Origin of the sequence: Treponema sp. OMZ 838 (assembly GCF_000775995.1) — a bacterium.
GTDB lineage: Bacteria > Spirochaetota > Spirochaetia > Treponematales > Treponemataceae > Treponema.
Map to the genome: position 1 here is coordinate 2,595,480 of NZ_CP009227.1, position 22,886 is coordinate 2,618,365.

The 22,886-nt window shown below is 42.7% G+C and carries 23 protein-coding genes; 19 read left to right on the top strand and 4 right to left on the bottom strand.

Annotated elements, in window-relative coordinates:
- The first annotated feature begins 45 nt into the window (after positions 1 to 45).
- From QI63_RS11680 to QI63_RS11705, 7 genes are all read left to right on the top strand, one after another.
- Positions 46 to 2,994: a chromosome segregation SMC family protein gene (locus QI63_RS11680; RefSeq protein ID WP_044016613.1), complete on the top strand. Its 2,949-nt coding sequence runs from the start codon at positions 46 to 48 to the stop codon at positions 2,992 to 2,994.
- Positions 2,963 to 3,307: a hypothetical protein gene (locus QI63_RS11685; protein WP_044016615.1), complete on the top strand. Its 345-nt coding sequence runs from the start codon at positions 2,963 to 2,965 to the stop codon at positions 3,305 to 3,307. The genes QI63_RS11680 and QI63_RS11685 overlap by 32 nt, the downstream gene beginning before the upstream one ends.
- Complete coding sequence (locus QI63_RS11690; RefSeq protein ID WP_044017394.1) at positions 3,304 to 5,199, top strand: outer membrane protein assembly factor BamD; 1,896 nt, start codon at positions 3,304 to 3,306, stop codon at positions 5,197 to 5,199. Before QI63_RS11685 ends, QI63_RS11690 begins: the two co-directional genes overlap by 4 nt.
- A gap of 244 nt (positions 5,200 to 5,443) precedes the next feature.
- Positions 5,444 to 6,043 carry a DbpA RNA binding domain-containing protein gene (locus QI63_RS11695; RefSeq protein WP_044016617.1) on the top strand — a complete coding sequence of 200 codons (600 nt, stop codon included), beginning with the start codon at positions 5,444 to 5,446 and terminating at the stop codon, positions 6,041 to 6,043.
- Entirely contained in the window at positions 6,044 to 6,460 is a 417-nt protein-coding gene (locus QI63_RS11700) for an LptA/OstA family protein (protein WP_235619712.1), read from the top strand.
- On the top strand, positions 6,412 to 6,600 hold the full coding sequence (locus QI63_RS13380) for a hypothetical protein (protein ID WP_235619713.1): 189 nt from the start codon (positions 6,412 to 6,414) through the stop codon (positions 6,598 to 6,600). The genes QI63_RS11700 and QI63_RS13380 overlap by 49 nt, the downstream gene beginning before the upstream one ends.
- A gap of 206 nt (positions 6,601 to 6,806) precedes the next feature.
- A complete protein-coding gene (locus QI63_RS11705; RefSeq protein ID WP_044016619.1) occupies positions 6,807 to 8,537 on the top strand; it encodes a YifB family Mg chelatase-like AAA ATPase in 1,731 nt (576 codons plus the stop codon).
- Between the two features lie 13 nt (positions 8,538 to 8,550).
- On the opposite strand, the gene pbpC is transcribed toward QI63_RS11705, so the two are convergent.
- Positions 8,551 to 10,872, bottom strand: coding sequence for a penicillin-binding protein 1C (gene pbpC / locus QI63_RS11710; RefSeq protein WP_044016620.1), 2,322 nt, complete (start codon positions 10,870 to 10,872; stop codon positions 8,551 to 8,553).
- Positions 10,873 to 11,019: 147 nt separating this feature from the next.
- Between pbpC and QI63_RS11715 the strand changes: the two genes are divergently transcribed.
- Positions 11,020 to 12,231, top strand: coding sequence for an ATP-binding protein (locus tag QI63_RS11715; RefSeq protein WP_044016621.1), 1,212 nt, complete (start codon positions 11,020 to 11,022; stop codon positions 12,229 to 12,231).
- Between the two features lie 158 nt (positions 12,232 to 12,389).
- On the opposite strand, the gene QI63_RS11720 is transcribed toward QI63_RS11715, so the two are convergent.
- Complete coding sequence (locus QI63_RS11720; protein WP_044017396.1) at positions 12,390 to 12,896, bottom strand: hypothetical protein; 507 nt, start codon at positions 12,894 to 12,896, stop codon at positions 12,390 to 12,392.
- A 217-nt stretch (positions 12,897 to 13,113) separates the two neighbouring features.
- Here QI63_RS11720 and QI63_RS11725 point away from each other — a divergent pair, with 217 nt between their 5' ends.
- Complete coding sequence (locus QI63_RS11725; protein WP_044016624.1) at positions 13,114 to 13,779, top strand: DUF4272 domain-containing protein; 666 nt, start codon at positions 13,114 to 13,116, stop codon at positions 13,777 to 13,779.
- 23 nt (positions 13,780 to 13,802) lie between these two features.
- On the opposite strand, the gene QI63_RS11730 is transcribed toward QI63_RS11725, so the two are convergent.
- Complete coding sequence (locus tag QI63_RS11730) at positions 13,803 to 14,516, bottom strand: DUF4241 domain-containing protein (protein WP_044016626.1); 714 nt, start codon at positions 14,514 to 14,516, stop codon at positions 13,803 to 13,805.
- Positions 14,517 to 14,791: 275 nt separating this feature from the next.
- Here QI63_RS11730 and QI63_RS11740 point away from each other — a divergent pair, with 275 nt between their 5' ends.
- The 10 genes from QI63_RS11740 to QI63_RS11790 all read left to right on the top strand — a co-directional run bounded on the left by QI63_RS11740 (position 14,792) and on the right by QI63_RS11790 (position 22,322).
- Positions 14,792 to 15,247, top strand: coding sequence for a DUF2004 domain-containing protein (locus QI63_RS11740; RefSeq protein ID WP_044016631.1), 456 nt, complete (start codon positions 14,792 to 14,794; stop codon positions 15,245 to 15,247).
- A gap of 140 nt (positions 15,248 to 15,387) precedes the next feature.
- Entirely contained in the window at positions 15,388 to 16,179 is a 792-nt protein-coding gene (locus QI63_RS11745) for a hypothetical protein (protein ID WP_044016633.1), read from the top strand.
- Positions 16,180 to 16,352: 173 nt separating this feature from the next.
- Positions 16,353 to 17,846 (top strand): gliding motility protein, encoded by a 1,494-nt coding sequence (locus QI63_RS11750; protein WP_044016635.1) that lies wholly within the window; start codon positions 16,353 to 16,355, stop codon positions 17,844 to 17,846.
- Positions 17,847 to 18,166: 320 nt separating this feature from the next.
- Entirely contained in the window at positions 18,167 to 18,667 is a 501-nt protein-coding gene (locus tag QI63_RS11760) for a hypothetical protein (protein WP_044016639.1), read from the top strand.
- 62 nt (positions 18,668 to 18,729) lie between these two features.
- Positions 18,730 to 19,170 carry an Imm12 family immunity protein gene (locus QI63_RS11765; protein ID WP_002687024.1) on the top strand — a complete coding sequence of 147 codons (441 nt, stop codon included), beginning with the start codon at positions 18,730 to 18,732 and terminating at the stop codon, positions 19,168 to 19,170.
- Positions 19,171 to 19,174: 4 nt separating this feature from the next.
- On the top strand, positions 19,175 to 19,909 hold the full coding sequence (locus QI63_RS11770; RefSeq protein WP_044016647.1) for a hypothetical protein: 735 nt from the start codon (positions 19,175 to 19,177) through the stop codon (positions 19,907 to 19,909).
- A gap of 25 nt (positions 19,910 to 19,934) precedes the next feature.
- Positions 19,935 to 20,237, top strand: a complete 303-nt coding sequence (locus QI63_RS11775; protein ID WP_044016649.1) for a tetratricopeptide repeat protein — start codon at positions 19,935 to 19,937, stop codon at positions 20,235 to 20,237.
- Between the two features lie 126 nt (positions 20,238 to 20,363).
- Complete coding sequence (locus tag QI63_RS11780; protein ID WP_044016652.1) at positions 20,364 to 21,134, top strand: HEAT repeat domain-containing protein; 771 nt, start codon at positions 20,364 to 20,366, stop codon at positions 21,132 to 21,134.
- A 17-nt stretch (positions 21,135 to 21,151) separates the two neighbouring features.
- Positions 21,152 to 21,361 carry a YwqG family protein gene (locus QI63_RS11785; RefSeq protein ID WP_044016654.1) on the top strand — a complete coding sequence of 70 codons (210 nt, stop codon included), beginning with the start codon at positions 21,152 to 21,154 and terminating at the stop codon, positions 21,359 to 21,361.
- Positions 21,339 to 22,322 carry a hypothetical protein gene (locus QI63_RS11790; RefSeq protein WP_044016656.1) on the top strand — a complete coding sequence of 328 codons (984 nt, stop codon included), beginning with the start codon at positions 21,339 to 21,341 and terminating at the stop codon, positions 22,320 to 22,322. The genes QI63_RS11785 and QI63_RS11790 overlap by 23 nt, the downstream gene beginning before the upstream one ends.
- 119 nt (positions 22,323 to 22,441) lie before the next feature.
- Here QI63_RS11790 and QI63_RS11795 read toward each other — a convergent pair whose 3' ends face one another.
- Entirely contained in the window at positions 22,442 to 22,885 is a 444-nt protein-coding gene (locus tag QI63_RS11795) for a hypothetical protein (RefSeq protein ID WP_235619715.1), read from the bottom strand.
- Position 22,886 lies beyond the last annotated feature (1 nt).

The window sequence follows — 22,886 nt, forward strand, 5'->3', positions numbered from 1 at the left end:
TGAATGAATGGAAAACGGCAAGTTCTTGAGGAGTTAATAGACAGGGTGTTTCTTAAAAGTCTTGAAATATTCGGATTTAAATCGTTTGCGGATAGGACGCGGATAGAATTTGCGGAAGGTATTACCGCCTTGCTCGGCCCGAACGGCTGCGGTAAAAGCAATGTCGTCGATGCGATGAAGTGGGTACTGGGTGAGCAGGCGTCAAAAACGCTCCGTGCGGAGAAGATGGAAGACGTTATCTTTAACGGTACCGAGTCGCGAAAGGCACTCAATGTGGCGGAAGTTACGCTGACTATCAGCAACGAAAACGGATTATTAAATCTTGAAGTAAGTGAAATTGCCATAAAGCGCAGGCTCTACCGGTCGGGAGAAAGCGAATATTTTATCAATAATACGCCGGTGCGGCTCAAAGAGCTGCGGGAGCTTTTTTGGGATACGGGTGTCGGAAAGGCGGCGTATTCAGTCATGGAGCAGGGAAAGATCGACCAAATTCTTTCCAGCAAGCCGGAAGACCGCCGCTATTTGTTTGAAGAAGCTGCCGGTATTACGCGGTTTAAAGTACGCCGCGCCGAAGCGGAGCGCAAACTGCAAAAGACCGAAGAAAATATGCGTCAAGTGGAAGGCGTATTGGGAGAGGTACGCCGCTCGTATGACGTTCTAAAGGTGCAAGCGGAAAAGACCGTCAAGCACCGGTCGCTGCGAGATGCCATCTTTGAACACGACCTCGATATACAGCTGCTGCGCCTTAAAAAATTCACCGACGACTACGCGCAGCGCGAAGAAAGCATAAAAGAAGCAAAAGCAAAGCGCGACGACGTGCAAGCAAAAATCGATTCCATCCATACGATGCTTTCCGAGAACATGGACGAAGTAAACAGCTTGGAAAAGAAGCTCGACGAGCATCAAAAAGAGATTTACGGGCTCGCCATCGAAAAACGCGGAAAGGAAAATCAGGCGCGCTTACAGGCGGAGCGGCAAACCGAGCTTAAAACCAAACTCGGTCAGCTGGAGTTGCGCAAGACAGGGCTTGAAGAGCGTATCGAAAACCTTGAAGAGGACGCCGACGAGCAGGATGCGAAAGTGCACGACTTCCAAAAGAAGGTGCAGGATATTCAGAAAAACATCGACGACTTTGAAGAAAGCCTCCGGCTCGCCTCGCAGAAGATTACCGACAACGACACCACCCGTATGACGCTGCAGGAACAGATTGAAGAACTCGATAAAAAACGAGCCGGTATGGAAGTCGAACTCCGCGCCATCACCGAAGACATCGTTACGGAGCTGGATAAAAACCTTTCCGCAGCAGGCTATTCGGCGCAGGGACGCAGCAAGCTGGAAAAACAGGTGTTCGACTGCATCAGCCAAATAAAGGTGCTGCTGAACGGCCGTAAGAATATCTTTTCAGACTTTGCCGCGTTAAGCGATCATACCGAAAAAGGGACCGCGCAGTTTGCTCAAAATGCCGTACAGTCGTTTACGGAACTGCTCGGTTTAACGGAATCGTTGGAAACGTATTTACAGGAGTACAAAAAATCGTCCGCAAGTTTTATCGACGATTTTTTAGCGCCGGAAGGTATCATCACTCAAAAGCGCAGTATCGACGCTGCAATCGAAGCCAATCGGAATACGATAGAAGAAAAACGAAAAAACATCGCGGATCTGCACACCGAAAACGAACAGCTCGCGGTCAAAATCAATGAGTACCGGAAAACGCTGGAAGACCTGCGCATCCATAAAACCAAGATGAAGGCGGAATCCGATGCAGCCGAACAGCAAGCGGCGTTTTTGCGGAAGGAATTGACGGTACAGCAGAACGCACTCCGAGACCTTGAAAACGAACTGTATACGGAGCAAAAACGCTTTGACGAGATCAAAGAGCAGCTGCTCGAAATCGAAGGGGAAATCGCCTCGATAGACCGCAAGGGGCGGCAGCTGACCGAAGCGCTTGAGCAGCTGGAAAAAGAAATCGCCTCCCGCAACAACGAGCTTTCGAGCAACGAAGGAACGCTTAAAACGCTCAATGCGGAACTTGCCAAGCATAATTCGCTCATCGAAAAATACTACGTCGATACGGCGACCCTCGAAATCGAGATTAAGAACGTCAAAGATAACTTTAGGGAAACCCATTCGCGCGAATTGATGGAGTTTGAGGAGCGGATGTATAAAATCACCGCTTCTTCCATGGATTTACGAACCGAACTCGCGGAGCTGCGCCGCCAGCTGAAAGAACTCGGCAGCGTCAACCTGATGGCTCCCGAAGAATTTCAAGAAGTAAAAACCCGATTCGATTTTTTGACCGGACAGATCGGCGACCTCGATAAAGCCCGATCTGATTTGCAGCGAATTACCGATGAAATAAAGGCGGAGTCTACCGAACTGTTCCTTGTTACCTACAATAAAATCAAGAAGAACTTCCACAATATGTTTAGGCGGCTCTTCGGCGGCGGCAGGGCGGAAATCAAACTGACCGATCCAAAGCAGGTACTTGAGTCGGGTATCGAGATTTTCGCGCAGCCTCCGGGGAAAAAGCTGGAGAATATCAGCCTCTTGTCGGGCGGTGAAAAATCCATGACGGCGGTGGCGCTCCTTTTTGCGACCTACATGGTTAAGCCTTCCCCGTTCTGCCTCTTGGACGAGATAGATGCAGCGCTGGACGAGCAGAACGTCAGCCGCTTCGTTACGGCTCTATCCGGCTTTGCGAATGTCAGCCAATATATCGTCATCACCCATAACAAAAAAACGGTACTCGGCGCAAACACCATGCTCGGTGTTACGATGGAGGAATCCGGCGTCTCCAAACTCATTGCAATCAAATTGGACAATGATATTGAGTTATTAAAGCAGGAGAAAGCGGAAGAAGATGCCGATACTTTTATAGAAGAGGATGTAGAGCCGGAAGAAGGCATCTACATTCCCTCACGGCCGCCGAAGCGACGACATACAACTCAGGAGGAACAGCCGGATGAACATCATGGAAACGATTCGGACGCATAAGCTCATCGTTCTAGCTTCTGCACTCGGTTTACTGATTATCATGTTGATTATTTCCGTGATTATTTTACTAAGCGGAACAAAAAAGCCGAGTGTCGATCCTGATGAAGTAATGATTTCAATCGATCCGGTGATTTTTATGCTTCCCGACGAGCCGCTTGAGCTTCCGCCGGTACAATATTCGCGCAAACAAAAGAAAATCTGGACTGATTCGGATTTGCAGTATTGGTATACGATTCCCGATGCGGAGCAGATGCAAAAACTGCACGATATAAATGAACGGCAAATGAACAAATTATGGGAGAGTGTTCCGTGAAAAAATCGATCTATCCGCCCTGCCTTATCCTTCTCGTATTACTCCTCGTGCCAGTTACCGCCTGTACGACAAAGACTGCTGCAGAAAAGCCGCAGGATACCCCTTCGTGGCAGGAACAGCCTGCTGTAGAAGCGGATTCTCACACCGGCAATACGATATCTCCGCAGCCGGCAGCGGTAGACCCCCAGCAGTCAAAACAAGCATCGCAGCCCGATGCGGTATCGGGTGCGACAATCGATACCGTGTCCGGTGCAACCATATCCCAACGGCAAAAAAGAACACCTGCATCGGAAGCAGTAGGAACCGACAAAAATATGGCAACCGGCGGCGCAGCCGTATCGAAAAAACAACGTACTCCGGCCGCCCCCGCAGATAAAATAGCCGGTCAAAAGAACACTACCGCAGATAAAACCGCCGCGAAAGTACAGAGCGAACCAACGGTAGCAGCAGTTGCACAGCATTCCAAACAGGACAGCAGCGAGACAGTTGTACAAAACGATGAAGGAAACAGCGGCAAGACAACCGCACAGAATCCGACAGCGGCTGCCTCCCCTGCCCTTGCTGCCGCTGATACGTCTGTCCCTACAAAGACCGCCGGTGAGGCAGAGCCTACTGCAGCAGCCGGTGAGCTGAAATCGGCCGCTTCCGCTTCCAATCCCGACACTGCCGCCGCTGATGAACCGGCACAGCCCGCAGCGGCAGCTATCGCTAAAGCCGTCGAGAGTCCGGCACCGCCCGCAGCGACGGCAGATACAGCCGCCGAGCAGATTCCGACAGCTCCGTCCACCGGCGAACCGGTACCGCTTGCAGCCGCAGCAGATACTTCCGATACGCCCGCCCCTTCTGCAAAGCAGAACGTACCGGCGTACGAAACAACGCTTGCGGATCTCATCACAGCTTTTGAAAAACAGGGCGGTACACACGGCTACGAACCTCCGCCTACCTTTCAGGAAGAGATGCGCGACTTTTTTTCTCCGCAGATATTCACCGTTGCGCTTTCAAAAGAACCGGAAACCGAACAAAAACCCAAAGTATCCCGCATGGTAGCAGTCGAAGAAAAGCAGCGGCTGGAACTCACCTATCCGGGGCACGGATGGGTCTATGTCGGTGAGCAGACATCCCAACCGGGATTAAAATATGAGCAGCGTAAACTGCAAGACAACACTTCGATTTTTATGTTTACGGCGGAGAAAAAAGGCGATTATGTACTGCATTTCTCCTATTTTGATGTATTTACCAACGATTTTGTCACTGATGCGGTAGCCGTATCCGTCAGCGCCGCCCGTTCAACCGCAGCGAAATCAACGGTAAAAGCACCGGACTACCAAAACGAAGCGGATGCGGCAGAAACACAAGCCCAAAAAAATACGAAAGAAACCGCTTCCCAACCGTCAAGCAATTCGACCGCAAACACCGGAACCGGCACGACAACACACACGGCACAAGCTGCCTCTGAAGCTCCGCAAACAGCAGGCAGCGGTTCTCAAAGCAAAAATTCGGAGCAGGTCATAGCTGCCGGAACACCGGAAGCCGCATCCCCGGTTATGGGGAATACCGGCAGTATAACCGCACAGAACTCCGCAGCAGCGGACGCAGAAGCACCGCTCAGTTCCGATCAATTGCTCGAAAAGGCGCGTACGGCAATCGCAGAAGCGGATGCAGGCACCGCCTTAACATATCTGGATAATTTCTTTACCACCGCGGAAGAGAAATTGGATGAAGGCTGGTTTTTAAAAGGACGCGCGTATGAATTAAACGGTTCCATGCGCAATATCAGACTCGCCCTCGACGCATACAGAACGCTCACAGAGAGCTTTCCGCAGAGTAAGTATTGGGCGGAAGCGGATGCACGGATACGGTATATCACCGGTTTTTATATCAATATCCGATAAGGCAGATGGCGAAAAGTAACCACTTTTCAGATATTCCCATCGGACATATCACGGTAAAATGCATGGAGAAATGAATGAACATATCGTTTTATATTAAAAACAAAAATTAAACCTACCCTTGAGTAAATTATCTATCTATGGCAGTATTGTCGCATTCCAGTGTCGGCTAATCCGGCGCACGATGAATGATTTTCAGTTATGTTATGCTCCGATGAGGCGGAGCTAAGTTGAAGAGGAGAATATTGTGGTAAAACAGACACCCGCATTAAATGAAGAACAAATCACCGCATTTCTTAAAGAAGTAGTAGAAACCGTTAAGACGGAAGAAGATCCCGATGTTCTTAACGCTTATCGTAAGATTTTTAGAAAGAACGTACCCTTTACACTGCGTTCTTACATTGCCGCCTATCTAATCAAAGAATTTGAAGGTTCATCCTTCCCCCGCTCGAAACCGTATAGCCGGCGTCCGAATCCCCGCTTCGGCGATCGTTCACGGGGATATGTTTCCGACCGCCCGCCGGTAGAACGCCCGATGCTCGATCCGTCTGAATCGGTAAGTATCTTTATGAGCATCGGTAGAAGCCGCCGTGTGTTTCCCCGTGATATTATTACGCTGCTCATCCAAAATGCGGATATAAGCCGCGAACGAATCGGCGATATCCGTATTCTCGACAATTACTCATTCGTGCAGGTTATGAATGAAGATGCGGATAAGATAATCGAGAAGCTCAATGATTTTCCGTACCGCGGTAAAAATATTTCCGTAAGCTATTCCCGTAAACCGGAAGCGGAAGAGATCATTACCGAAACCGTTATCGAAACAACCGGAAGCGATGCGGAATAAATGAAGCTGTGGCCTGTCCTTATTATCTTTATCTACACAGCGTGCTCGTTTAATTATCAGGAACTGCCTGAACAAACGGCGCCTCAACCTGATATGATATTTACAAACGTTACATTAAAACGATACGAGAATGCGATCGTCGATTTAAGCGTGTATGCGCAAGAGCTCGAAATGTATGATGAGGAAAAAATTTGGGCGGGCAAGCATATCAGTTTTGTCCAGTATGATAACAAAACACAAAAAGAGTCTATGAAGGGGCAAACCGGTATTTTATACATCGATGAAAAAGCTGAAGAGTACTCGCTTGGCGAAACGGTATCCTTTCAGCTGATTGAAGATGATTTTTCTATCCGAAGCCCCGCCCTTATATGGAAAAAAAAGAAAACCTCTTATCGGCGCCTGCTGATGAAACGGTAACGATTACTCAAAAAGAGGAAGTTACCGTCGAAGGCAAAAGCTTTGTCGCAAATACCGCTGCAAAAGAATTTGCCTTTAACGAAGGCACTACAGGAACCATCTTGATAAAAGAAAAAGTACATACACAGGTGTCCGATTGATATGGAGTATCCTGTCTTAAAGATTTATTTCCATCGTTTTTAATCCCCACAATACTAAAACAGTACATTTTTTCTTAACATTTTCATAAAAACAGCAATTTTTTCCTCAAATCTTTAGCCGAATTGCTGCTTATGCCCTATATATCCTTTAAGAAACTGCAACCATCGTGTTTTTTATGAGACGGTCGCAGGATGAGGAGCTGAGCATGACTATTATGAGTTTTGCCTCCTTCGGCTATGAAGGGGAGATTATCAAGGTTGAAGCGGATTTGCGGCGCGGACTGCCGATTATCGATATTGTCGGACTGCCGGGTTCCGCAGTGAAGGAGGCGCGGGAACGGATGCGCGCTGCTATCGGTAATTCTGATTTGCCTTTCCCGCAAGAACGGATACTGATTAATTTAAGCCCTGCCGACCAGAAAAAAGAAGGCAGCGGGTTTGACCTACCGATTGCCCTTGCCGTATTGCAGGCAGAGTGTGCGCTCGATATGCCGGTTATGGTCATCGGAGAGCTGGAACTATCGGGGAGGGTACGGCCGGTTCGGGGTGTATTAGGAGCTTTGATTTCGGGATCTGCCGCCGGAATCGAGTACTTTATCGTACCGAAAGAAAATGAAGCGGAAGCCCGTATCCAGCAAGGCGTACGCATATTCGGTGTTGAAACGTTGCGGGAAGCTTTGGAATGCCTCTATGCGATTGAAGCGGAGCTGCGTGTGGAAAACAATAGCGAATCAAACGGCGGCGACAAAAACAGCGGCGCACCGGCACGGGAAGCTATCGGACACACAGGCAACTCGATTTCCACAGCCGCTTCATGGTCGGAACCGAGTCAAGCGGATGCCGCGGCAAATACGGGTACGGGCGGCTTTTTTGAGGAGGTGTACGGGCAAGGCGAGCTGATACGGGCATTGCATATTGCGGCGGCAGGCGGGCACAGCGTGCTCGCCTACGGGCCGCCCGGCTGCGGTAAAACGCTTTCAATGCAGCGCTTTGCCAGCTTACTACCCGACCTAGACCCGAAAACAGCGGAAGAAGTTACCCATATCTATAGCATCGCAGGTCTTTTACCGAGTATGCGCGGTCATGATGTGCGGATTAAACGCCCGCCGTTTAGAATGCCGCATCCGAATGCCAGCCTTGAAGGAATGATCGGAGGCGCGGGAAAGTGTATGCCCGGCGAAATCTCCCTTGCGCACGGCGGAACCCTTTTTTTGGACGAAGCCGTACAATTTAAACAAACGGTACTGCAAACGCTCCGTGCGCCGCTGGAGACGGGAACCGTCACTTTGAGCCGTGCCGGCAGGGCAACTACCTTCCCTGCCCGCTTCCAGCTGCTTATGGCGCTCAACTCATGCCCATGCGGAAATCTCGGCGCAGACGGTAAGGTATGCACGTGTATGCCCGCCGTGGTTGAACAATACTGGAAAAAACTGACAGCACCGTTGATTGACCGCATCGACTTGCGGATTCCGGTGTTTCCGACTCAAGCATACGGGCTGCCGGAAAAGCCGTGTTACAATACCGCCGATATGCGCAAAAAAATCGCGGCTTCGGATAACATACAAAGAGAACGGTATGCCGCATATATGCGTAAAGGATTAAGCGGCGGAGCGGCGGCGGGAACACCTGTACACAACAAGACGGTAGACTCCAACCTCGCCGGTACTGCGCAATCGGCAGCACAGCTATCCTACAAAAACGTACATCTAACTCCGTCAGCCCTGTCGGCATTGTGTCCGCTGACCGGCGAGGCGGAGCGTATTTTTACCCATAATGCCGAAAAAAGAGAACTTTCGGGAAGGGGCAGCCATGCCATTTTAAAGATTGCACGTACCATTGCCGACCTCGCACAGGAAGAAGTCATTGCGGCACCGCACATCGAAGAAGCAATCCGTCTCCGCGAATGGAGCTCCTTTTTACCGTTTTTTATGCACTGAAAGGGTGATGAACTTATCCCGCGTCGAGGATTTCGAAGGTGCGGACACGGCGGGCGCCGAGCGAATCGGTTACGGTAAGAACATGGGTACCGATCTTAGGCCGAACGGTCATTGTGTGCGTTCCCTGCGTGCTGCCAAGATATACGCCATCGATATCCCAATAGATAACCGTGCCGATATCACGCGCAGCAGCCTGCATAATCATGGCGCCCGCACTGCCGTCGATTTCTATCGGAATAACGATACGCGCCCCTTGCTCGGGAAATAAAATTGCCAACTGCGAAGGATGAGCGCCTTGGTGCCCCGCAACGAAGGGCGGCAGTTTTTTATACGTCGCTGCAAACCGGGTATAATAATACTCTACTGCCGGCGGCAATACAAAGCGGTTTTGAATGAGCGGAAACCGGCCTTCGTATACCCCCGTCATGTCCGACATATCAGCCTGAAATCTTCCGTCTGGGGTAAACGATACGGCGGTGCAATACGGGCAAAGCGTACCCTGCGGCGCTTGAGCGGGACGAAAACCCTTTACGATACGGCTGCAGTACCGTCCCGCCATATATCCGGAATCGGCACAGAAAGTTTCTTCCTTTACATTCTCGGATGGTGCCGCAGGCCAATGGGCTGCGGGAAGGGAAGCAAAAATTTCAAACAACACCGGCGCTGCCGTGCGGATACTTTGGAGGTCTTGCCTCCCCTGTCCTTCCGCATTGCCGAACCACACACCGACCGTATATGCTTCTGTGGTTCCGATTGCCCAGCCGTCGCGGTTTCCGTTGCTGGTACCGGTTTTCCATGCGATTCTTTTGGAACCGGCAAAAACGCGCCAGAGCGATTCATCATCGGGACGCACCCCCTCGGCCAATGCCTTGAGCGTCAACCATGCAGCGCCAGCTGATACGGGAAAGACGTGTTCACCGGAGTACCCGCTCCGGCCGCATGCAGCGTTCATAAGCTGTGCATAGGCATATACCGCTTCGTAGAGCGTAATCTCACCGCCGCCGAGGATGAGCGGCAGGCCGTATTCGTCGGCCGACCGCGTAAAGGTGGTAAAACCGCACCGCTTCAGATAGTCGAGAAAATGACTGATCCCATATTCACGAAGCATTCTAACGGCGGGGATATTTAACGAGCGTGAAAGCGCTTCGGAAGCAGGAACTGCCCCGCGGTAGAGCGGCACATTGTTATCGGGTTTATAGCTGCCGATACGGGTCGGAATATCAATGACGAGTTGATCCGGCAATAACCGGCCGCTGTCCAGCATCGCCGCATAAAGGAACGGCTTTAACAAGCTGCCGGAACTTCTCCGCGCCTGCACAATATCTACTGCCGATGTAGTTCCATTCCGGCCGTCAAGCCCCGTGTTGCCGCAGTATGCGAGCACTTTTCCGGTAGCGGTTTCGATAATCAGCGCTGCAGCATTATCGATCCCTTTTCTGGAAAGTTCACGCGAATGCCGTTCCAGAATCCGGTAGAGATTTTTTTGCAGACCGGAATCCAAATCAGTGTAAAACCGCGCCGCTGACTGGTTCGTTTTCTTTAACAATTCCAAATAATGAGGGGCGCCTGAAGGCAGCGGGTACGGCTTTGCCGGCAGCGGTTCCGCAAGCGAAAGCTCCAGCGTTTGTGCATCGATACGCCCTCTCGCATAAAGCTCTTGCAGCAATGTATTACGCTTTTTGAGCAAAACAGCTCTGTTTGCTCCCGGATGCACCAGCGAAGGTTGATTCGGCAGTACGGCAAGTGTTGCCGCCTCCGCCCACGTCAGCGAAGCCGGCGAACGGTTAAAATACCGCCAAGAAGCAGCCTCAATGCCGATGACATTTCCCCCGAACGGCGCATGAGCGGCATACAGCGACAAGATTTTCGCCTTGCCCAACCGGATTTCCGCCATAACTGCAAGTAACGATTCTTTACATTTTTGCCCGAATGTACGCGGCTTATTCCCTGCAAGCAGCCGCATAGTTTGCATCGTAAGCGTCGAAGCTCCCGAAACAATCCGTCCCGCCCGTATATTGGACACAACCGCACGCACTACAGCAATCGGATCAACACCGAGATGATAATAAAAACGTTTATCCTCAAAAACGATAACCGCTTGAGCAAATTTATCGGGAACCTCGCCGGGCGAAAAACGCCACTGGCCGTCCGAAGCAACCGATGCACCGAGCAGGACACCCGTTTTATCATAAAGCGCATACGAATAGGGCACATTTTTCGGCACAATTTTCAACGGAAATAAAAAAAGCGCGGCATAGGTAAAAAAGAGTACCGTCAAAAATTTACCATATCGTATTTTTGTTTTATCCGGTAAAGCCGATATTCTGCCGTTCATACCTTATTTTATCTTTTTTCTTGATCCTTTTTAAGAGGTCTTTAGCGATACCTTCAATAGATTTATATATTATTTCGACTATAATCGAAATACATATTGATTACAGCGAATGTTTCGATTATAATCGAAGTTAATAGGGGTAATTTCATGAATCAGATTATCAGACCGAAATACATACAACAGATTGCGCAATTTGTAGACAAGCCGGTTATTAAAGTATTAACCGGTATGAGAAGAGTCGGAAAATCAACGCTTTTAATGATGATAAAAGACGAAATTCTAAAAAACATACCCGCTGAAAACAAACTCTATCTCAATTTTGAATCGGCAGATTTTTTTGATATAACGACTGCAAAGGCTTTGCATGCCTATTTACAGCCGCGCATACAAAACATACATACCAAAATCTATTTTTTCTTTGACGAAATACAAATGGTGACAGGCTGGGAAAAGGTTATCAACAGCCTCAGCGTGGATAAAAACTGTGATATTTATATAACCGGTTCAAATTCAACGCTTATTTCGGGAGACCTTGCTACCCTGCTTTCGGGGCGATATACGGCATTTGAAATTTATCCGTTTACCTTCGACGAATTCACACAAGCGTTTAAAGATACGCAGCTTTCAAATGAAGCGCTATTCGATACATATGTGCAGATTGGCGGAATGCCTTTTTTACGGTATTTTAATTTGGAGGAAACTCCGTGTTTTAAATATTTAAGCGATGTGTATAACACCGTATTGGTCAAAGACGTATTACAGTACAATAACATTCGAGATGTCGATATTTTTAATCGTATCTTATCGTATGTGCTCGAAAATATCGGGCATACTTTTTCGGCGAACAGCATCAAAAACTATTTTAAAAATGAGAAAAGGACTGTTTCAATCGATACCGTTTTAAATTATTTGGAATATTGCCGAAACGCATTTATCATTAAAAAAGTACCCCGCTATGATATGGCAGGTAAAAAGATCCTGAAAGTAGACGAAAAATATTATGTAACCGATCACGGCTTCCGGCAAGCACAGGGATTTTCCAATACAAAAGATATTGAAAGAATACTGGAAAACATTGTATTTGTAGAACTTGCCTCAAGAGGATACGAAGTAAAAATCGGAAAATTAAAAGACAGAGAAATCGATTTTATCGTACAAAAGAATAATCAGCTCTCTTATTATCAAGTTGCCTATATGTTAAGCGATGAACAAACACGAGAACGGGAATTCGGAGTATATAAAACAATTGAAGATAATTTCCCCAAATACGTGCTATCATTAGATCGTTTTGATTTCAGCAGGGACGGCATTATCCACAAAAATATTATCGATTTTTTGTTAGAAAGTACCATGCCGTAGTGATATGGCGATTATAAACCGATAAAGAAAATATTGTCAAGAAATTTTTTTTGTTTGCCAAAAAGAACGTTAGTTACCCCAATAATCCGTTCATCGTAATCCTACTCCAGGGCGGATTATCCCTTATCGACCGATTATATAAGGCTGTATACGGCTTTTTACTTTTTGTAAGCTGAGAGTTCCTGCATTGCAACATCCAAAGAAGGTCGCCCTCTTCTCTTTTCTTTTGTTTCCTTTATAGAGCCAACCAAAACAACTCTGTGTCTCGGTATTTTTAATACGTAAGTTTTATACCAATAAGGTTGTGGTTTGGGAATCTTAATATTTACCGCTCCCCTTTTGATGAGGAATTCTTTATTTTTCCAATATAAAACGGCATGATCTTCATATAGTTCAAGCTGTGCTTCTTCCTCCTTGCTGCTCCAACATTTTGCAGCAATCCATGCCGGCAGCGACATAGTAATAGGAATTAAACCGAATATCATATAAACAGCATGCATGGGATGTTCTCTGAAATATACCGGTCCATGTTCCGGTCCTTTCTCAATACCGGAGAACACAAGAAATGCATAAAAAGTCAAAAGTCCAACTATTACTCCGAATAACACCATAATATACAATACACCGGTTGAATATTTATTGCATTGAAATGTTATTCTTCTCATCATTTACAAATCCTTTTTTAACGCTTTATTCCGTATACATTATCCGCTTTTCAGTGATAAAATTCATTTGAATAAAACTGCATCATATTTCGGTCTATTTACCAAGTCAAATGTGCTAAGCTAACAGTATACCATGTTTAAGGTGTTTTCCTAGCAGTTATCAATAATTTCGGTTTTTGATATAATGGCAGCGTAAACAAGAAACAGGAGCATTATTATGTACATAAAACCTGAAGATCGGCGTGAAAAATCGAATGCAAAAATAAAGGAAATGGGCATTGCCTGTATGGAAGAACTGCCCTTGGTGGAATCATCAAAAGAGGCGAAGCTTAAAAGCCTTGAAGAAATCTGCGACAGAGCCATCGCATGTCTTTTGTCGATTCAATTGGCTGAAGACATTCATAATGAGCAAGGGGATGAAGAATCGAGGGAACTGTTTTTACGTTTGCTTGAAAACTACGAAGTATCGGACTGCCTTTTGGAAAAAGAAAAACGACTTTTTGACGGAACATACAGCGAACAGGATGTCATCGATGTCTGTTGGACTTATGAAGCTTATTGGTCGCTTGTGTGGGCTTTGGGCTTGGTCGAGGATATTTCGTATCCGAATGACATCTGTGATGTGGAGAGAGCGATAAAACTGGTCGGCGACACCGATGGGAAAGCTGCGTTTAAAGCACAATGTAAGTTACGCGGAATAGAAGAAATACTGGATATGCTCGATCTGCACTACCGTTACCACTGGGCAACGGAAGAAAAACGGCTCCGCCCCGAAACGGAAATCAAGGACTTAAATCCCGATGTTTTGATGGAACGGCGGCGCGGACTTGAGTGGCTTATTTCCGAAGAATCCGATTGGTTCGATATTTCGATGGATACGTAGTCCTTTTTACTGCATTATCATTTTTATCCGGCGAAAATATATTCGATGACAAGTTCACAAATGGCATCGTTTTTATCGTAGCCGAAATATACCGGATATTTTCCATCACCGAAACCGCTTTGTATCATGGGAACGGTCAAGTCCGTTCCTTCTAAAGGATAGTTAATCCAGTCCCCGCCGTCGCGTTGAAAGCGCGGATTTGCTACATAACTCTTTTTGAACTCTTTTGCAAAATAATCGTCGTATATATTTTTGTCGGGATTTTCGTTTGCCCAACGACTTTCAAAATTGCAATAGGCATCCCGTGTTTTTACATCGACAACTGTTGCAAGCCCTGCATCGACATTAAACCCGAAAAAACTTTCTCCATCGACATTGTCCAAATCTTCATTGCCTATCAAGGCTTCACGATATACGGCAGCCTTTTCATTGGAAAATTTTACCCGTGTTGCAACATATCGGTAATGGTCTTCTTCTATTTCAACAACCAAAGTTTCTAATGGAAAAATTCCTGTAGGTACTTTTTGCAGATACGGTTCCGCGTTTCTGTTAAGGTAGACGAGCGGATCACGCACCAGAACATTTCCCGTCGGAAAATGCACGGTTCCCATCGGCAATATAAATAACTTTTTCCCCTGTACTTCATTTTGAGAAAACAAGTTACCGTAATGCGCAGGAGATACAAGCAGCTCCTTCACTTTTTCATATTTTTCAATCCATTCTTTTGTCGGTATCATATAAACCTCCACATAAAGATTAAATAATATAGTATTTATCAGTACATGTGTCCACAGACAAAAGTTTCATTTTTTGATATACTTACAAAAAGTTTTTATCGGAGTCATGATAAACAGTTCGGCAGGAATTCAGCCTCACTGTTTATCTGCCGAGTTTGTCTTTCGACAAACGTCGCATTATTATATGTGCTTTTTAACTTCGTTGCAAAAGCACGGAAAAAACTTTTTTTGCAAATTGATATTTACTGCAAAAAGTTTTTATCGGAGATTAAGTTATGAAAAAAATCGAGCATCAATATTTCGATCAGTTGAATCTTGCGACAACAGATGATGTAGAAGTAATTTGGGAAAAAGAGATTCAGGGGATAGACACGTGGCTTTGGCTCGGCAAAAATGTAGAACCGTCTACCGGCATACTCGACCTTTATGCACGCTTTCTTGAAGAAATAGATGAAAAAATAAAAGAAGCAAGAAAATCGCTGATAACATATTTAAAAGATGACAGCTACTATATTGACTTTCATATTGAAGAATGCGGACTGGAAGATTTGCCAAGTGATATTACCGAGTTTGTAAGTAAAATGAAGATAACGAATGTAGGCTTATGGATTGACAGTGAAAAGCCGCACATCACAATGGATTTTATGATTGCACCTGATGAAAGCGATGAAATACTCTGCGTAAAATTCGGTGAAGATGCAAAAATCATATCCATCGATTGGGAAAGTTAGCGGTTAGAAATGTTACAATTCTTCTATGAAAACGAAGACATTGACGATAAACTGATAGATTACATTAAGAATAATCCCGAGAAATTTGTCTTCATCGGCACTTACAAAACAGATGAGGATTAGAGAGAAAGCAACAAACTATGATTTATGCTAAATTTTATACTAAAAGCAAAGGTTGTTTAGAGGGCATTAACAGGAAAACAAGTGCCGAGATTAAAAAAATAATAAGCTGCGAAGCTGACATTATCTATCAGTCGCCTCATACAAATAAGATTATTTGGGCCGCAAAACGGCTAGACGAAAATTGTGTACGCATAATGGTATTCGATAAAGCTGCAAACAAAATTGCTTCTATAAAAATGGAAGATGAATTGAGCGATTCAGATATAGCTTTTACAAGTTTAAATAAAGAAAATCGCATAGTAGTATCTTTTGCAGCAGGACAGGACGGCTCTCAAGATTATTGCATAGAATTAACTCAAAATGAGCTGAAAATAATATATAAGTTTCCGGAGAATTTATCTTATATGTTTAGCTTCGATAAGTATGCTTTGCTTGCAGATTTTTATAGCTCAAACTTTTTTAAAATTTCCTCCTCCGATTTTACGCCGATTGCTGAAAATACATATGCTTTGTTTAAAGAAGATTCATTATCCAATGTACAGAAAATCAATGATAGTTTCGGAATAGTTTGTACTACTGAAGGAAGATGCTATGCATTTGATTTATCCGCACTTGAATTAATTGATGAACTGATTATTGATTGCAAAACAGGGGCTTTAGAAAAAAATTGGGCTGTGAATGCATTATTTCAAAAAAGAGATGAAATGATATTCGAATATCGCAATTATAAAAACGGAAAAGAAAACATTGAATGGATTAGCGTAGATAAATTATATTTGGATAAACTTATCAAAGAACGGAAACCGTGATATAATTAAAAAATGGATAAATATTATAAAATTAATAGAAGCACTAAAAAAATGTCCTATACGACGGTTATGGCAAGGATGTAAACTTAAAAGAAATAGGATTGAGCGAATATGGTTTGTCGCAAAATTAAAATTTTGAAATGTAATAATATATAAGAAGAAGAGGCATAATTATGCGAGCGAAAACCGGCGATGTATACTGTGTGTATAATTCATATTTAAAAAAATATACTGCGTGCCAAATAACCAAGATAGAGGAAGGTGAGAAAAAACCGAAAGCAGTGCTGCTCTGGTTAGATTGGTCGGGTGAACAGCCTGTCAAGGAGGAAGAGTTACCTTTACTAAAGCCGCTTTATCAGGACTTTATGTACTGGAAACGTGGTCTGCATCTTTGTAATGTTGATGTCATGGTACCTGCGAACCATATGTTAATCGGTAATATGCAGCCATTAACCGATGAAAGCACAAATACCTATGCAATGTCTTGGGGAAACGGATATGAAGTATATCGTCAACTTAAATGGCAGGAGATTCCTAAAGAGCAAAGAGATGCTTTTAAAAAAGCGGAGAGCAGTAAGGAAAAAATTATATTTGCCGGAAAAGAAATGGCGATTTCCAGACATCGCATACATGATGATGTTCCTTTTGAAAATGTGCTGGAATTAAAAGCCTTTCCATGCTTATCCTATTTGGCATGTAAAAAATGGCATATCGGTTTATATGAATATTTACAATCATGTCCGTTTTTAGATGAGCTGGTACTTGAAAATCATCAGCAAAAAATATTGGATTTTTCCAATGCGCATTTGCACAAACTTTCTATTGATATGAACGGCGTGGAAGAACTGTATCTGAATAACGAATTGGAAGAACTTATTCTGTTAGGTGAAGTAACAAATAACTGTAAAATACATGCTGTTGAAAACGGAGCTTTATTACTTTTAACAGCAACTGAAATAGTGCCTAAAATACAGGGTCTAAAAGACTTGGGCAAACTGCATTGCTCAGAGATTACAGAACTTGATATGGCCGAGATTCTAGAAGCATACCCGATGCTGAAGGAATTGCGGCTATGGGGAAAACCCGGTATTCTTTCTAACCTTTCTATGCTATTCCGATTTACAAAATTGGAGGGCTTTACCACGGTTGATTTATTCGGTTTTTCTGCCGAAGACATTCCGGAGCCGGAATGTTTACCTAACTTACATTGGTTTTGGATGAGCAGCCTGCCGGAAAATGCAGCCAAAAAAGCTAAACAGCTTTATAAAAAGAGAAAAGAAGAAGGGCTTGATCTTTGGATACAAAAGCCGCGAAAGCCGGAATGGTTGGCGCAGAACCTTGACAATCCGTTCCGCTCATGGGACGGACAAGAAAATATTTCTGCAGCGAATGCCAAGAAAGCAGCAGATGTATATAAAAAAACAAGAGCCGAAATTCTCAAATTGGAACAAAGCTCGCCGATCGAAGCTGCTCGGACTGCCGAAGCTTTGGTGAGGGCATACACTGAAGCCTTTAATAAGATGGACAAACGCAAATATTTTATTGAAACAGTAGAAAGAGAGGATATCTATTGTGCTCTTACAGAACTTTTAGATTTAATACCGCCTTCTCTATCTATCAATAAAGAAAAACTCTTGGAAATTTTTGATACAACACGGGATTTTTAGGATTAAAAGATGTTTCCGAATTATTTGGAAGGCACAATTATTTTAACGATTACTCACTTAGCCGAGGATTCTAAAAATGAACTTGCAAAAAAGATATTTGCAAGGATAAATCAACAACCCCGACGCAAGCGTCGGGGCACAGTGCTCAACGTTTCGCACTGTGTGTTCTATAAGGTGGTTGCAGTCGGCTTTAATACCCTTTATTACGACGCAAGCGTCGGGGTATTAAACCCTCCGCACGAATAAAGACTTCGAGAATCTTTCTCCCAAAGAACAGGAAGTGTTCACAGTAAATTTTCCGCATATCTTTAGAAATTAATATGAATAAAATTGTAACTACAACAGTAATAGTAATTTTTACTTTTTTAATTTTTACAGCCGATGTAGTGTTAATCACAAGATTTTTCACACTGATAAAACAAAGAAGATATAATGATTCAGCTCCTCTTTGGGGCGGACTTCCCGATTTATTTCCGAAAATTAAAAATAAATATCTTAAAACTTTTTTGAACTACATCATGCTAAATATTGCGGTGTATATCATCGGGTACTATTTCCCAAAGACAGGAGTTTTTACCGGAACTCTTACATTTTCTTTTGATATTGTTATCGAGAGTTATAGATTTTTAGTATCGTTTATAATAACGAATTTATTTTTAGCTATTAGTCAGCTTACAAGAAAAATAAAAATTTTTCAACAAAATACAATTTCGGCTAAACTATACTACATTGAACTTATCATCATTCCCATTATTGTTATTTTTTCTCTTTATTTTTTTGACAGCGTTTTTGATAATCTTGCAAGGAAGGTAACAATATAAAAGAATAGTACACTTACAAAATTGCTAAAAGATGATAGAATAAAATATGAGGAGACAGCAATATGGAAGTTATTTTGAGTACGGTAATCGGCGGTGAAATTACGGTTGAGGTTGATGGTGGGAAAATTGTTCATTCATTGATAATAAAAATGAGAAACTCCTTGAAAGAGCATTTTAAAAAAATATTTTTTGAAGGGCTAGATAGAATAAAAATCAACGTATATATCAGCGGAGATGTTTCTTCTTATTGCGATAAAATGGGTATTACTGCAACCCGATATTTCCGTGCAAAGACAGAATATACGACAGAGTTTTGTATCGATAAAAACTATTGGTCGTTAGAACCTGTTCTTCCAGTGGATAGAAAGTTTATTCTATTCATGGAAAACTCGTTGATACAGTTAGGCGGAATTATTGAAAAAAAGCTTAAAGCAGCCGGATATAATTTTGATGGCGAGCTGTTTAAAGAAATTGTTCTTAAAAGTTTAAGAGGGATTAGTTAAGAATATGGCAAAGTATTCAAAAGAAGCATTAGATGAAGCATTGCTGCAAGCGCAAAGCAGCGATATTAGTATGAGAAGAAAAGGGATAAAGTTTTTAAGACAAGCTTCTTGTTTGGAAACGGGTACGAAAAATACCTATCCGATAAGAGATTGGTTTTCTGAAACTAAAAATTACACAAAACTTTTTAAAATAGTAAAATCCGAAAAAGATTCGAAACTGTTATGGGAATATTTATTTTTGATTAAAACATATTGTGAACGTTATATTGATTTAGCTTATTTGGTAAAAGATTCTCAAAACTTTATCGCAAAAAAAGGAAACACAGAATTCAAAATAAAGGCTCGTGAGCTCGGAGGATTATTTTTAGGGCATCAAGATGCCTCTGTACGGCAAGCTGCAGCAAGCCTGCTTTGGTATTTAAAGAAAACTTCCGAAGTTTTGCCTGTAATCATAGAGCTTATGCAGAAAAAACGGGATTATATAACACTTTCTCATATCGGCATAATGATTCGCAATTGTTATTCACTTTTGAATGATGATAAAATTATTACAGACTCTTTTGGGAATGCTGTGGCGAAGGAAAATCTTATTTCACTAAAAGATGTAGAAGCTTTAAAAGAAGCCGTATCATTTTCATTGAAAAAAACTCCTAAGGCTGCAAAAAAAGCCGGCTTTAATTCCATATCTGAAACACTGGACGATATAATTACAACACTTACAAAAACGGTTGAAAGATGATAGAATAAATATAAGGGGATAAAATATGAACGGAGAATTATATCTAAAAAAGGGTATGCTTCAACTAAATAAAAAATTGTATGATGAAGCCTTGGAAACTTTGAATAAAGTAATCAAACTCGATGATGATCTTGCCAGTGTTACATCTGCAAAATGTATTTTAGGTGAATATTATTTTATTCATCAAAACTATGAAAAATCAAAAGAATTTTTATCATGGATTTGTGACAGACAAGATGAGCTTGAAGAAGAGTTTGACGATTTACTTTCACAAGAAATTGATACAGCCTCGGTACTGATTGATATGATGGAAAGATATAAGCTGTAAAACGCAATTTGCTAAAAATATGCAAGGAGTGATATTGTATGCAAAACAATTCTTATATTCATAATTTAAAAATGGAGCATGCAGACCCTCTCCCTTTTTTTGAAGATATGTTAAAGGAAGGAAAAGATTTTACAAGAACTTGAAGCGGAGCGGTTACGCCGTCAAAATATTACAAAAGAAGATTTGCAAAAAAAGTATGCCGAGTTACAAAGAGCCGGTTTTCCTCTTAGCGAATGTATCGGTTTTATAGCCGATTTAGGCGGCAGTAATGAGATTGCTTATCATTACGAATTGATTTGCGAAGACTGGGAGCGAGATGATCCGTTGCATTTGGGTAACAGTTTCGATAAACACGATTTAGCGGGAATTGATTTTCTTTTTGCAGCTATAAACAAAGCTTCAACCGAAAAAATACGGGTCTTCACCGCCTATCTCATTGCCGAAATTCTTGTAAGGTTGAAACATCGCGATTTTTATACGGCTGTATGCAATCGTCTTGTGCCGATACTTGTTTCGCTTACAAATACGAAGGACTGTGTTCTGAGGCGGAAAGCGTTGATAGCTGTCGGGTGGGTTGGGACAGCACAAGAGATTGGTATTTTTAATGACAGAATGCTTCACGACGAGGATAGTCTTTGCCGTGCATGGTCAGCTTCTGGGCTATGGCAATTATCATGTAACAGACTGCATAGTCAAACAATACTCCCGGATGTAAAAGATGTTTTTAGACAGGCAATCGCTGTGGAAAAAGACCTTTTTGCATGCGGCGTAATGATAGAGTCGGCACAAAGTTTATTCGGTAAAAAATGGATATCGTCTATCGCTGTTGAAAATGAAGATGCGGTAAAAATAGAAAAGGCTCGCAAATCGGCTGTCAGATTTTTAAGTAAGGATTAAATATAAGGAGTATAATCATGAAACAAATTCCTGATTTTCTGAAAGAATACGAAACCGCTTTACAAAAATACAGGCAGCGTTCTGTCGAAATTCTTGCGACAGCCCTAAACGACAGTGAAACAACGGATATAAAAAGTTCCAAGTTTTTAGGAACCCCTTATTTGCCTGTCGGTATGGACTATCCGAAAGACAAGGATGGCAAATATGAACAAAATTTATGCAATTAACGACTTATCGGAGCTGGAAGATTTTTTACATTCTCAAAACTCTATTGAAAACATACGTGAAAAACTTTTTGCCGAGTTTTTAAAATATGCGGATTATAAAAGCGTCTCGGAGTGGAACAAGGCGGTGCGGCTTTGTGAATGTCTTGCCGTAATCGGCTGGGGAAACCATGAACCTGTGGAAGCGTCAAGAGGTGTGTTTTTTAACGGTAATCCCCGTACCTTTTTTTGCAACAGATTTGGAGAGCTCCGGTTTGTCGAGGCAATATGGTCAAAAAGGAAAACGGGATTTACGATGGAACAGGGTAGAACTTCCTATTACCCCTCTCCCGACGGCAAAGACAAAAAACAACCGGTATGTTGGAATTACTCCGTAACAGGAAATATAGAAGACATAAAAATTGAAAGTCAACGTAATTGGATTCCTAAAAATCCTGTTTGGATTGTGCATACAATATCAAACTGTTATGAAAATTCAAAACCGGTTATAGAAAGCATTAAAGAAAAACTTCAGGACGAATTAAATAAAAAAATGCGTCCCGAAAAATACGGCAAAGCCGTAAATTGTATTTTATTGAAATGTGCTTTCAGCTATTATGATAATGCTCATTGTAAAACAAACTATGTCATCGATGAATCGGGACGCAAATTATCAAATCAAGAAGCCGCAAAAGAATTACAGAAATTATACACAAAAGAAGAGATTTCCGAAAACGGATATTACTTGCGTCCCCGATTTCAATACGGGCCATTTAGAGCAGATACAGGCAAGATAAATGTAGTTATACATTTTGAAAAAGAATTCAGCCGATTAACACATCGTCAGCAAAAAGAAAAACTGGCAGAGTATTTTTTAATTGCGCTTAAAACTATTGCAGAAAAACAAAAAAAGAAAATACTGAATTATGATTTTAATTTAATGATTTCCGATTTTACTGAAATAATGAAAAAATGGATGAATTAGGGAGATGTAAACATGCGCTATTCATTTCTGCCAGTCAATCTAATTTTCCTCTTGTTTTTCAATAAGATCTTGTACCACCTTTTCCAAAGTCAATAATTGAGCCATGTCTGATATATCGCTTATCCCGAAATGATTAAAGGATGTGCGCCTGTAATTGTTTTGTATTCTTTCGGTCTTGATATAAATGATATTTTCCGATTATCAATTCCTATATCAACCTTTACCAATTTGTCATGATTCGATTTGATTTTACAAAATGAGATTTTACCGGCCATAATTTCTTTTTCATTTTCTAAAATTCTTATATTAAGCTTATCGATATAAACAATAAATTTTTTTGCTACACTTTTACGAATTTTTTTTATAATAAGATATGATATAACAAATGCAGGTAAAAACACTAAAAATTTAAATAGCGGATGAACTTTGTAAGTAATCATTCCAGAATAAAATAACAGCAGGTATGTTAGTAATATAGGAAACATAAAGCCTATCGGAAAGCATAGTCCCATAATCATGTCGCTTTTTGGTGTTCCTGCCACAAATTCAAATTTTTTCATCATG

Excerpts from the sequence above, each read along its gene's own strand:
- QI63_RS11685 (WP_044016615.1), top strand. The coding sequence starts at position 2,963 with ATGAACATCATGGAAACGATTCGGACGCATAAGCTCATCGTTCTAGCT.
- QI63_RS11700 (WP_235619712.1), top strand. The coding sequence starts at position 6,044 with ATGAAGCTGTGGCCTGTCCTTATTATCTTTATCTACACAGCGTGCTCG.
- QI63_RS13380 (WP_235619713.1), top strand. The coding sequence starts at position 6,412 with ATGGAAAAAAAAGAAAACCTCTTATCGGCGCCTGCTGATGAAACGGTA.
- QI63_RS11705 (WP_044016619.1), top strand. The coding sequence starts at position 6,807 with ATGACTATTATGAGTTTTGCCTCCTTCGGCTATGAAGGGGAGATTATC.
- pbpC (WP_044016620.1), bottom strand. The coding sequence starts at position 10,872 with ATGAACGGCAGAATATCGGCTTTACCGGATAAAACAAAAATACGATAT.
- QI63_RS11715 (WP_044016621.1), top strand. The coding sequence starts at position 11,020 with ATGAATCAGATTATCAGACCGAAATACATACAACAGATTGCGCAATTT.
- QI63_RS11720 (WP_044017396.1), bottom strand. The coding sequence starts at position 12,896 with ATGAGAAGAATAACATTTCAATGCAATAAATATTCAACCGGTGTATTG.
- QI63_RS11725 (WP_044016624.1), top strand. The coding sequence starts at position 13,114 with ATGTACATAAAACCTGAAGATCGGCGTGAAAAATCGAATGCAAAAATA.
- QI63_RS11730 (WP_044016626.1), bottom strand. The coding sequence starts at position 14,516 with ATGATACCGACAAAAGAATGGATTGAAAAATATGAAAAAGTGAAGGAG.
- QI63_RS11740 (WP_044016631.1), top strand. The coding sequence starts at position 14,792 with ATGAAAAAAATCGAGCATCAATATTTCGATCAGTTGAATCTTGCGACA.
- QI63_RS11745 (WP_044016633.1), top strand. The coding sequence starts at position 15,388 with ATGATTTATGCTAAATTTTATACTAAAAGCAAAGGTTGTTTAGAGGGC.
- QI63_RS11750 (WP_044016635.1), top strand. The coding sequence starts at position 16,353 with ATGCGAGCGAAAACCGGCGATGTATACTGTGTGTATAATTCATATTTA.
- QI63_RS11760 (WP_044016639.1), top strand. The coding sequence starts at position 18,167 with ATGAATAAAATTGTAACTACAACAGTAATAGTAATTTTTACTTTTTTA.
- QI63_RS11765 (WP_002687024.1), top strand. The coding sequence starts at position 18,730 with ATGGAAGTTATTTTGAGTACGGTAATCGGCGGTGAAATTACGGTTGAG.
- QI63_RS11770 (WP_044016647.1), top strand. The coding sequence starts at position 19,175 with ATGGCAAAGTATTCAAAAGAAGCATTAGATGAAGCATTGCTGCAAGCG.
- QI63_RS11775 (WP_044016649.1), top strand. The coding sequence starts at position 19,935 with ATGAACGGAGAATTATATCTAAAAAAGGGTATGCTTCAACTAAATAAA.
- QI63_RS11785 (WP_044016654.1), top strand. The coding sequence starts at position 21,152 with ATGAAACAAATTCCTGATTTTCTGAAAGAATACGAAACCGCTTTACAA.
- QI63_RS11790 (WP_044016656.1), top strand. The coding sequence starts at position 21,339 with ATGAACAAAATTTATGCAATTAACGACTTATCGGAGCTGGAAGATTTT.
- QI63_RS11795 (WP_235619715.1), bottom strand. The coding sequence starts at position 22,885 with ATGATGAAAAAATTTGAATTTGTGGCAGGAACACCAAAAAGCGACATG.